This is a genomic window from Glutamicibacter sp. AGC46, from assembly GCF_053543715.1.
This window is the reverse complement of the sequence record NZ_JBLVOJ010000025.1, coordinates 745,427-755,987: the sequence shown is the minus strand read 5'-3', so window position 1 is coordinate 755,987 and position 10,561 is coordinate 745,427. Positions and strand designations below refer to the sequence as shown.

General features: G+C 64.2%; 9 protein-coding genes. 5 read left to right on the top strand and 4 right to left on the bottom strand.

The features are described 5' to 3' along the window. The 3 genes from ACNPM8_RS18380 to ACNPM8_RS18370 all read right to left on the bottom strand — a co-directional run. On the bottom strand, nucleotides 1-964 hold a 964-nt coding region (locus ACNPM8_RS18380; protein ID WP_448940416.1), incomplete at its 3' end, for a carboxyl transferase domain-containing protein. Then, nucleotides 961-2,190, bottom strand: coding sequence for a CaiB/BaiF CoA transferase family protein (locus tag ACNPM8_RS18375; RefSeq protein ID WP_388025827.1), 1,230 nt, complete (start codon nucleotides 2,188-2,190; stop codon nucleotides 961-963). The genes ACNPM8_RS18380 and ACNPM8_RS18375, both read right to left, overlap by 4 nt. Nucleotides 2,191-2,234: 44 nt before the next feature. Then, a complete protein-coding gene (locus ACNPM8_RS18370) occupies nucleotides 2,235-3,596 on the bottom strand; it encodes an SLC13 family permease (protein ID WP_105658024.1) in 1,362 nt (453 codons plus the stop codon). A 153-nt stretch (nucleotides 3,597-3,749) separates the two neighbouring features. On the opposite strand from ACNPM8_RS18370, the gene ACNPM8_RS18365 reads away from it, so the two are divergent. The 3 genes from ACNPM8_RS18365 (at nucleotide 3,750) to ACNPM8_RS18355 (ending at nucleotide 6,323) form a co-directional block, all read left to right on the top strand. Then, complete coding sequence (locus ACNPM8_RS18365) at nucleotides 3,750-4,460, top strand: FadR/GntR family transcriptional regulator (RefSeq protein ID WP_332504356.1); 711 nt, start codon at nucleotides 3,750-3,752, stop codon at nucleotides 4,458-4,460. A 536-nt stretch (nucleotides 4,461-4,996) separates the two neighbouring features. Continuing rightward, nucleotides 4,997-5,326: a PadR family transcriptional regulator gene (locus ACNPM8_RS18360; RefSeq protein ID WP_105658025.1), complete on the top strand. Its 330-nt coding sequence runs from the start codon at nucleotides 4,997-4,999 to the stop codon at nucleotides 5,324-5,326. A gap of 1 nt (nucleotide 5,327) precedes the next feature. Next, the gene (locus ACNPM8_RS18355; RefSeq protein WP_448940415.1) at nucleotides 5,328-6,323 is read left to right on the top strand and encodes a permease prefix domain 1-containing protein; all 996 of its coding nucleotides are present in this window, start codon (nucleotides 5,328-5,330) and stop codon (nucleotides 6,321-6,323) included. A gap of 429 nt (nucleotides 6,324-6,752) precedes the next feature. Here ACNPM8_RS18355 and ACNPM8_RS18350 read toward each other — a convergent pair whose 3' ends face one another. Then, nucleotides 6,753-7,649 carry a LysR family transcriptional regulator gene (locus tag ACNPM8_RS18350; protein WP_426734807.1) on the bottom strand — a complete coding sequence of 299 codons (897 nt, stop codon included), beginning with the start codon at nucleotides 7,647-7,649 and terminating at the stop codon, nucleotides 6,753-6,755. A 126-nt stretch (nucleotides 7,650-7,775) separates the two neighbouring features. Between ACNPM8_RS18350 and ACNPM8_RS18345 the strand changes: the two genes are divergently transcribed. Next, nucleotides 7,776-9,191 (top strand): M20 family metallopeptidase, encoded by a 1,416-nt coding sequence (locus tag ACNPM8_RS18345; protein WP_105658028.1) that lies wholly within the window; start codon nucleotides 7,776-7,778, stop codon nucleotides 9,189-9,191. A gap of 9 nt (nucleotides 9,192-9,200) precedes the next feature. Next, complete coding sequence (locus ACNPM8_RS18340; RefSeq protein ID WP_448940414.1) at nucleotides 9,201-10,514, top strand: MFS transporter; 1,314 nt, start codon at nucleotides 9,201-9,203, stop codon at nucleotides 10,512-10,514. Nucleotides 10,515-10,561 lie beyond the last annotated feature (47 nt).

Sequence of the window (10,561 nt, the reverse complement as noted above, 5' to 3'; positions counted from 1 at the left end):
CCCCCCCGGGCCCGAGGCTGGCCGTGTCCGGGTGCCGCGGCCGCTGCTGGCCGAGCACCACGCAGCGCTGTCCTGCGAACCGCGCCAACGCCAGCATCAGCCCGGGGTCTTTCTCTCCCTGTCCGGTTCCGTTCAAGGGCAGCGCGTCGTCAGCTGAGGCCAGCAGCATCCGGGTGTCCGGTCGGCGCGGGTTCCGGCTGGCTTGCACAGAGTGCCAGGCGTCCTCGTCCGCACTGCACGAGATGCTGCCCACCGGTGCCGGGAAGGCGCGGGAATCTTGTACGGGCTGCAGGATCTGCAGTGCCCGGTCCACTAGCTGCGGAAGGTCCTGCGGCGGGACAACCGCGTCGATCAAGCCCTTGCGGAACAGGTTCTCCGAGACCTGGACGCCCTCCGGGAAGTCCTGTCCGTAGAGTGCCTGGTAGACCCGTGGACCCAGGAAACCCAGCAGCGCCCCTGGCTCGGCAACGGTGATGTGCCCCAAAGAGCCCCAGGAGGCCATGACACCGCCGGTGGTGGGATGGCGCAGGTAGACCAGATAGGGAAGTCCTGCCGCCTTGTGCCGGCGGACCGCATCGGTGATGGCGACCATCCCCAGGAAGGCCAAGGTGCCTTCCTGCATGCGGGTGCCCCCGGAAGCGGGCCCCGCCAGCAGCGGCAGTCCGGCCGCCGTTGCGCGCTCGATGGCCGCGACAATGCGCTTCACGGCAGCCTGCCCGATGGAACCGGCCAGGAAGTTGAATTCCGAGACGATCACCGCCACTTCGCGGCCCTGGATCAGCCCCTTGCCCGTGAGCACCGATTCATCGGTGCCGCTTTTTGCGCGGGCGGCATCGAGGTCGGCCGCATAGGATTCGCTGAGCTCGGGCTGCTGCGGCTGGCTGTCCCAGGACTCGAAGGAGTCTTCATCCAAGACGATGGACAGTAGCGCCGACGCGTCAATCCGTTGGGTTCTGGTGCTCATGACTGGTCTTCCTTCCGCTCTTCGAGCCAGCGGTCCACGTCCGCTGCATCAGCATTGAGCAGGGGCGGAGCGGTATGCGCCTTGCGGGTGGTCTCCTTGCTGGTGGCGGCATCGAAGAAACGCAGGGGAGGGCCGGGCAGGCTGACCCTGCCCAGCACTTCGTGCTCCACCTCCACGACGAGCCCTTGGGAGTGGACCTGGTCCCAGTCATAGACCTCCTCGATGGAGCGCACCTTTCCCGATGGAATGCCGGCTGCGTCAAGGGAGTTGAGCAGCTGCGCCGCATCGTATGCGCTAAAAGCCCGTTCGATCAGCTCATTGAGCGCCGCGCGGTTCTCCACGCGCTGGGAGTTGCTGGCAAAGCGGGGATCCCCGGCGGGCAAACCGAACCGGGAGGCGAAGGCCTGCCAGAGCTTTTCGCTGCCGATGCTGATCTGCACTTTCCCATCGGCACAGGAATACAGGCCGTAGGGTGCAATGGAGGGATGGTGGTTGCCGATGGCTTGGGGATTCTCCCCGGCCACGGTCTGCCGGGTGCCCTGGAAGGCATGGACCCCGATGATCGAGGCCAGCAGGGAGGTGCGGACCACTTGGCCGCGACCGGTCCTTTCGCGTTCCAGCAGCGCTGCCAGCGCCCCGTACGCTCCATACATCCCCGAGAGCAGATCCGCGATGGGCACCCCGACCTTCTGCGGATCCTCCGGGCCGGAGCCGGTAATGGACATCAGCCCGGCCTCGCCCTGCAGGATCTGGTCGTAGCCGCTGCGGTGGGATTCGGGGCCGTCGTGCCCGAAGCCGGTAATGGACAGGATCACCAGCTGCGGATTCAATTCATGGAGCACCTCGACGCTGAAGCCGAGCCGGTCCAGCACGCCGGTGCGGAAGTTCTCCATGAGCACATCAGAGTTCCTGACCAGGTCGGCCAGCTTGGCTTGGTGCGCGGAATCCTTCAGGTTCAGCGCAACAGACTGCTTGTTGCGATTGCATGACAGGAAGTAGGTGGCCTGCCGGTTGTCTTCCGGCCCGACGAAGGGTGGGCCCCAGCCGCGGGTGTCGTCCCCGGTGCCCATCGCTTCGATCTTGATGACCTTGGCACCCAGGTCGCCCATCATCATTCCGGCATGAGGCCCGGCCAGTGCACGGGTCAGGTCAAGGACCACGTAGCCGCTCAGGGGGCCGGTGCCGGTGGCCAGGGTTTCTTCGGGTTGGACTGTAATCGAGCTCAAGAGATACCTCCTAGGAGTGGAAAGAATGGCGGTTCCGCTGGTGCCTACAGCCAGCCGGGCAAGACCAGCAGCGCCCAGGCCAGGACAGGGCCGGCCAGGACGATGATGCCGCCGTAGCCCAGGACCTGCTTGTAGAAGCGGTCCTTGTCGGTGCCTTCCGGGGCGTTGGCAAGGACCAGGGCGCCGTTGGTGGAGAAGGGCGAGACATCCACGATGGTCGAGGCGATGGCCAGCGCGCAGATCAATCCGGTAGCGCTGATCGAGCCCGAGCCCAGGAACGGGATCGCCAGCGGGATGAGCGCGGCCAGGATGGCAGTGGATGATGCGAAAGCCGAGACAACGGCGCCGATGTAGCAGATTAGCAAGCCGGCAAGCAGCGGTGCTCCCAGGGTCGCCACGGCGTTCGAAGCGTATTCGATGGTGCCGGCTTCCTCCAGGACTCCGACGAAAGTGAGCATGCCGCAGATGAGCAGGACCGTGGACCAGCTGATCTTGTTGACCGCCCCCTTCTGGGCAGCGGGGTTGACCAAGGCCAGGACGACCGCGATGGTGATCGAAACGAAGCCGACGTCGACCTTGAAGCCCAATGCGATCACGGCCAGGGCGACCAGGCCGAGGATGGTCATTGCCTGGCCGAAGCGCTGGCCCGGGGCATGCGGCGCGGCGCCGTCGCCGGCAGGATCGCGGGGACCGTAGGTTCCCGAGCCGCTTCCCTTGAAATCGACATCGGCTGCCTGCGAGCCCACGGAGACCGACAGGCGGGCCTCGGCAACGCGTTCGGCGATGGCGCTGGCCCGCTGGCCAGCCAGTTTGCGCCCGCCCAGGACCAGAAACAGCACGATGGCGATCACCAGGTTGAAGGCGAAGCTGGTGAGGAACAGGGCGGTGGGACTGAAGGCGAACCCGGCTTCCTGGATCAGCCCATTGACGATCACGCCGTAGACGGCGATCGGGGAGAAGCCGCCGGCTTGCGCGCCGTGCACGATCAGCATGCCCATCATGAGCGGGTTGATCTCGTATTTCTGGGCGAAGCGCAGGCCGATCGGGGCGATGATCGCCACCGCTGCCGGGCCCAGGGCGCCAATGGCGGTAATGGCTGCGGTGATGGCGAACATGACCCAGGGGATCAGCGAGATCCGGTTGTCGACAAGTTTCACCGCCCGGTCAACCAGGATGTCGATGGTGCCATTGTTCTGGGCTATGGCGAAGAGGTAGGTGACCCCGACCAGGGTCAAGAACAGCCCTCCGGGGAAGCTGGCGAGAATGTCCTTGGCATCCATGCCGAGGAATATCGTGCCGAGCAGGAAGGCGCCAACGAAGGCCAAGGCTCCCATGTTGATCGGGAACATCGTGGCAATTATGAACATCACCGCCAAGACGATGATGGAGACGAGTGCGACAGACATGGGAAATCCTTTTCGGGAGGCTTTGCACTGAATGGTTTTAATGTGACGGGTGTCACTGGCTCACTGGCCTAGCCTCCTAGACTCTCGGTGTCTTGTCAAGGTAATTTTCGGTGTAAGTTTGAGGAAGAACACATTTTCAGGTGGGGAGTGGTTGTGGCTGAAGCTAAGAAGGCCAGGGCGTTCGCGAAGGTGCAACGCCCTCGGCTCTATGAGCAGTTGATGCAGCAGATCCTGGCTTTCGTCGAGGCTGAGCAGTTGGGGCCCGGTGACCATTTGCCGGCCGAGCGCGAGCTGGCAGAGCAGCTCGGCGTCTCGCGAGCGACCCTGGCCCAGGCCCTGGTGGCGTTGGAAGTACTCGGGGTCATCGACGTGCAGCATGGAACCGGCGCGGTGCTCGTGCACCGTCCGAGCGTCGCCACGGTGCTGCGCGAACTGCGCGAGCACAAGAACCGGTTGCCGGATATCGTCGAGGCGCGCAGTACCTTGGAGGTCAAGCTGGCCGCGCTGGCTGCCGCACGCCGCACCGAGGCTGACCTGCGCAAAATCGATCACGCGCTGGAGGTGATGGCCGCGGAAATTGGCGAGGGCGGCCGTGGCGAGCACGGTGATGAGCTTTTCCACGAGGCAATTACCGCTGCAGCCAAATCAGCGGTTTTGCAAAAACTCATGACGTTTATCGCCGAGATGGTGCTCGAAACCCGCATCGAATCGTTGGGGCAGCCAGGACGCCCGGAGCGTTCGCTGGAGTCGCACCTGAAAATCGCCGATGCGATTCGCCGCGGCGATGCCACGGGTGCCGCCGCCGCGATGGGCGAGCATATAGAAATGGTCTCCGACGTGGCCCTGCTCAGGGACGGCAGGTAGCCGCAAAGCCGTTCAGCCAATTGCTGCCGGGCGAGGCTGGCCCTTTTTCGCCGGAGCCGTTTTCTTCGATGTCCGGGCGGCTCGAGGTGCTGCCGGCCGCTAGCTTTTGCTATTCTCCCGCGCGCAGTGCGCGGAAGGCCTCCGTGGCCGGAAGTTGGCCTGTTGCGGAAAGTTCGCAGTTATCAAAAGGCGATGGGCGATGGGCTGGAAAAGCGCGGCCACTGCCGATCTATGGACCACGCTGCCGGGCTCGGGGAAGCCGAGGCTGTTGATCTCGTCGCCGCATAAGGCCTTGAGCGCGCAGCGTGGAGCACGCTGCGCTGGAATTCAACGGATCTTGGCACTCCAGTCCAGTCGCCAGTCCTGCCGCTACGCGATGCGTTACTTGCTGGTTTGGCTTGTGCGGGCTCAGCGCCACCGCTCACTTCCGGCTGCAGCCCCCAGTTCTGCAACGAATAGCATTGAACACCTGCTCTCATCTTGTGACAGTAATGTGTGATTGACGATAGTGTGTGGCGCACGGTAATGTGAGCGGCATGGAAGAGTTCGACACCCAACTGCAAGAGCTGCGACGCGGCACCGTTGTGCTCGCTTGCCTGCAGCTGCTGCGCAGTGCAGGATACGGCTACAGCCTGCTGGAGCAGCTCGACGACCACGGTTTCTCCACCGATGCCAACACCTTGTATCCGCTGCTGCGGCGTCTGGAGAAGCAGGGTTACCTCACCAGCGAGTGGAACACCGAGGAGGCCAGGCCACGCAAGTTCTACCGAACCTCGCCTGACGGTATCCGTCTTGCCGACACGTTGACCACGGAATGGCGATCACTGGCAACGGCGATCGCCTCGCTCACCGAAGAGGAGCACTGACATGACTGCCACATTGACCGAACGCTACATCTCGGCCACGATCCGCAGCCTCGAGCCCGGCATGCGGAACGACATCCGCGCCGAGCTCGAAGCCTCCATTGCCGACGCCATCGAGGCGCGCGTAGCCCAAGGCGAAGCCGCGCAGGAGGCAGAACGCCGCGTCCTGGCCGAACTCGGCGACCCCGGCATCCTCGCCGCCGGCTACGCAGACCGGCCGCTGCACCTGCTCGGGCCGAAGTACTACCTGGCTTGGTGGCGCCTGCTGAAACTGCTGCTGTGGATTGTGCCGCTCTGCGTGGCAGGGGCAATGGCGCTGGGTTTGCTGGTCTCTGGACAGGACGTGGGCGAAAGCATCGTCCAGTCGCTTTCCGTCGGGCTGCAGGTCATCGTGCACGTGGGCTTCTGGACCACGCTCGTGTTCGTCGTGCTCGAGCGCACTGGCGCGGACACTGGCGTGAAGTGGGATGTCGACCAGCTGCCGGAAATTCCCGAGGATGGCGCGGGCCGCAGCGAGTTGACCGCGTCACTGGTATTCCTGGGCATCGCCGCCGGGGCGGTGGTATGGGACCTGGTCCGAGGATTCTTCCCCACAGGCGGTGAACCGATCCCGATCCGCAACCCGGGGCTGTGGCCGTGGTGGATCGGCATCCTGTTCGCACTGATCATCCTCGAGGCCGTCTTCGCCGTCGCGCTGTTCCGCCTGCGTCGTTGGACAACTGCCATGGCGGTGCTGAACACCGTGCTCGCCTTGGCCTTCGCGGCCTGGGCGCTGATCCTGCTGTTGCGCGGCGAGCTCGTCAACCCGGAATTCCTCTCGTTCGTTGCGGTTGCCGGAGGCGACGGGTTCGCCGCCGGAAACGCACAGGCCGCTGGCAATGGCGGCATCTTCCGCATTCTCGCCGTGCTGCTCGGGTGCGGAATCGCGGCCGGCATTGGCTGGGATATCGTTGACGGCTGGCGCAAGGCTGTGCGGGAACGGGGCACAGCCCGGGGCTGAACGCGCTGAATGGCAGGTGGGAGTCCGTGCCACCGTGTCCAGCGCTGAGCTGCCTGCCGGCAATGATACGAGCTCGCGGGTCACTGCCCCCGGCTTGTGTTCCGGCACGGAAGCCCCTCCATCAATTGGGCCGACAGTTGCTCGAAAGGCACCTAGGAAAGCACGTCATCACGATCAGGAAGAGCGCCGTCAACCACGACTGCTCCGAACGCTTCCGGCGCTCGCTCGGCTCCGCCTGCGCAAATACTCGCCGTTCGAATCCCGGGTGCACCCGACGAGCGAAGCCTCCGGCAATCAGCGATCCCCCGGAGGGGCCATCACGGTACATGCGACTGCCTCCGTGCCGCACCGCCACCCATTAGCTGGGGCCGCTGTTCGGCCAGTAGAATCCCATGCCGGCCCCTGCGGCGAGGCCGCCTTCTTCCCTGATCAGTATTCCTGCATCAGAGCCGTGATCTGCTGGATCAGCGCACTGACCAAGGCTGGTTGCCGGCGTCGCGGCATGGTGAGGATCTGTGCGCTGCGTTCGGCCAGAGCCGGATGGTCAATCGGGATGAACCTCAGCCCTTGGCTCAGCCCATCGCGACGAGCGAAGCGGCTGAGCAAGGTCACCCCCGCGCCGGAACGCGCGAACTCCATGGCCGGATTGATGTGATCGGTAGTTAGCGCGATCTTCGGCGTGAGTCCGGCCATGGAGGTGGCGATGTCAAAAAGCTCGCGCTGGGTGATGCCCTTGGCCGGCATGGACATCGGGTACTCGCAGAGCTCGGCCAGCGACACCTGCGTCCGCTCAGCCAGGGGGTGGTCGGCGCAAACCACGGCATAAGCCGGAGCTGGGCAGGAATGCTCGACGGTTACATGGCGCTGCGGGCCCAGGGCAAAGATCGTCGCGAGATCCGCAGTGCCTTCGATAACCTGCCTGGTGGCCTCGGCCGAGGGCAAGACGCTCAGGTGAACCGTCACCTCGGGATGTTCCTTGCAGAACGCGGAGACGGCGCGAGGAGTCACCGAGGCAGCAAGTCCTTCCGAGCTGGCCACCTCGATGACTCGTGAAGCCCCCGAGGAGAGCTCGCTCAGATCCTGAGCCAGTTGCTCGCCTTCGGAGAGCATGCGGCGGGTATGGGCCAGCAGCAGCACCCCGGCATCGGTCAATTCCATGCCGCGGGCATGGCGGCGGAAAATTGCCGCGCCGACGTGGCGTTCGAGCTGGCTGATCTGCCGGCTGATCGCCGACGCGGAAACATGTTGCGATTCGGCGGCATCGGAAATAGATCCCGTGCTAGCCACCTCATGGAAGTAGCGCAGCGCCGTTGGCAATGTTTGCATTCTCTTGTTCCCGTTCGATCAGCATTTTGCATTTAACTCAAACCTGATGCACGAAACGGCACTGGTTCCCGTCGCGCCCATCTCCTAATGTGATCTACAGTACAACACGCCGAGCGGGGAGAAATCATGCCGAATAGAGAAGATTTGCTAGTAGCTGCGGACAAGTATGTCGACTCGGGGGAGCTGTTCGAGGACTTGTCCGAGCTGGTTGCCTGCCCGACGGTCAGCACCGACCCCAGCCAGAGGGTTGCAACGAACTCATATCTGGATAAGAACTTACGATCGAGGCTCGAAGGCATGGGCTTTACTGTGCGGCTTGATCTGGACTGGCGGGGATCGGGCAATTCTTTCCTGCGCGCGGTTCGCACAGAACATCGGGATTACACTACGGTGCTGTGCTACGGGCATGCCGATGTGGTTGACGGCCAAGCGGGGCAATGGGAGCAGGGGCGCGATCCTTTCGTGCTGGATGCCCAAGGCGAGCGCTGGTACGGACGCGGCGCGGCGGATAACAAGGGCCAGCACCTGGTGAACCTCAAGGCCTTCGAGATGCTGCTGGCCCAGCGCGGGGAATTGGGATTCAACGCGGTCTTCCTGTTCGAAGCCGGCGAGGAAATCGGGTCCCCGCAGCTGGATGAATACGCCGCGGCGCACCGCGAAGAACTCGCCGCAGATCTCTTCATCGCCTCCGACGGCCCCAGATTGTCAGCCCAGGAACCCACGATATTCCTTGGCGCACGGGGTGGGGCGACCTTCGAACTCAGCATTCCGCTGCGCGCGGGCGGCTATCATTCAGGGAATTGGGGCGGCCTGCTGCGCAACCCCGCAACCACGCTGGCTGGCGCGATCGGTGCACTGGTCGATGGGCATGGGCGTATCCAAGTACCAGGGCTGCTTCCCGACGAACTGCCCGACTCGGTGCGCCAAGCGCTCCAATCGGTGCAGGTGGGCGGAGGAGCGCAGGACCCGCAATTGGCCGACGGCTGGGGCGACACCAGGCTGAGCGCGGCAGAACGGCTCTACGCCTGGAATACCCTGGAGGTGATCGCCCTGCAATCGGCCGACGTCGCCCGGCCGGTCAATGCCATCCCGGGTGAGGCCCGGGCGGTCCTGCAACTGCGCTTCGTCGTTGGAACGGATCTGGCGGGGCTGGAAGCGGCGATCCGGCGGGCACTGGACGAGGCCGGCTACCCGATGGTGCAGCTGGCCATGGGACAGTGCTTCCCGGCCAGCAGGACCAACCCCGACAACCCTTGGGTGCGCTGGGCCAGCGAGTCCATCCAGCGGAGCACCGGCGTGCCCGCGGTGGTCTTGCCCAATATCGGCGGTTCGCTGCCCAATGCGGTCTTCGAATCGACGCTTGGCCTGCCGACCTTGTGGGTCCCGCATTCCTATCCGGGGTGCCAGCAGCACGGGCCCAACGAGCACGCCCTGGAGCCGGTGCTGCGCCAAGGACTGAAAATGATGTGCGGGCTCTTCCATGACCTGGCAACGAACACGACCTTGCCGCGCACGGTAGCGGCTAGCAGCGAGAAGATCTAGGACTCCAGCATGGAAAATCAGCAATTACCAGTTAAAGACCAGACAGCGCCGGCCCGACGCCAGTCCACCGCTCGCGGTATCGCCGCAGCCACCATTGGCAATGCGCTGGAGTGGTACGACATGGCCATCTATGCGCTGTTGGCAATCTATATCGGCCACAACTTCTTCCCCTCGGAAAATCCGGCAGTAGAGGTCATCCAGGCTTTTGCGGTCTTCGGTATCTCCTACCTGATCCGCCCTCTAGGTGGACTTGTACTCGGATCCTATGCGGACCGCAAGGGCTTGAAAAAGGGGTTGATCCTCACTATCAGGCTGATGGTAGTGGGTACGGCGATCATTGCACTGCTGCCGGGCTACGACACCATCGGCATCTTCGCTCCGCTGGGGCTCATCCTGGGGCGGCTCATCCAGGGCTTCTCCGCCGGTGGCGAGTTCGGTGCCGCCCCCTCGTACCTCTTGGCGCAGGACAAGGGGCGCAAGGGATTCCTGGGCAGCTTCCAGTTCGCAAGCCAAGGCTTGGGCGCGATGATGGCTGCCATCACGGTGGTCGCTTTGACCAGTATCTTCACGACGGAGCAGATGAACGACTGGGCCTGGCGCATACCGTTCTTCATCGGTCTGCTGGTGGGCCCTGCCGGCTGGTGGATCCGTCGCCACGTCGATGAAGCGCCGCTGCCCGAAGCGGCCCCGGGGGATCGGCACAGCGCCAAGAACGCGGTGCATGCCCCGGTGCGCGAGCTGTTCCGCTCGAACAAGGCCTCGGCGCTCATCGCCGGCGGAGCGCTGGCTATTTCGACAGCGCTGAACTTCGTGCTGCAGTACATGCCGACTTTCGGCATCAGCCAGTTGGGCATGAGCCCTACCGTTTCCTTCTCCTCGCTGATTATCTCCGGGGCGATCTTGACCTTCGCCACGCCAGTGGTGGGCCACCTTTCGGACCGCTTCGGACGATTGCGCATCATGATTCCCGCCGCCCTGGCGATCATGCTGCTGACCATCCCGCTGTTCCTCTGGTTGATTGCGGGCAAGACCTTCCTGGTCCTCGCGGTCGTAATGGTCATCCTGGGATTGCTCAAGGCTTTGTACTTCGGTGCGCTGCCGTCGGTGATGGCTGATGTCTTCAGCGATTCCTCGCGGGCCACGGGCCTGTCCTTCAGCTACAACACCTCTGTGGCGATTTTCGGCGGATTCACCCCGATGATTTGCGCCTTCCTGATCGAGGCCACTGGCCAGCCGATTGCCCCGGGCTACTACCTGGCGGTGCTGGCCATCGTGAGCATCGCGGCGCTGGGCTCCGCCTTCCGTTTCCGGGCGGTGCGCTGACCCCGCCACTGGTGAAGCAGCGCAGGAAGCACAAGGCCGGCCACCGC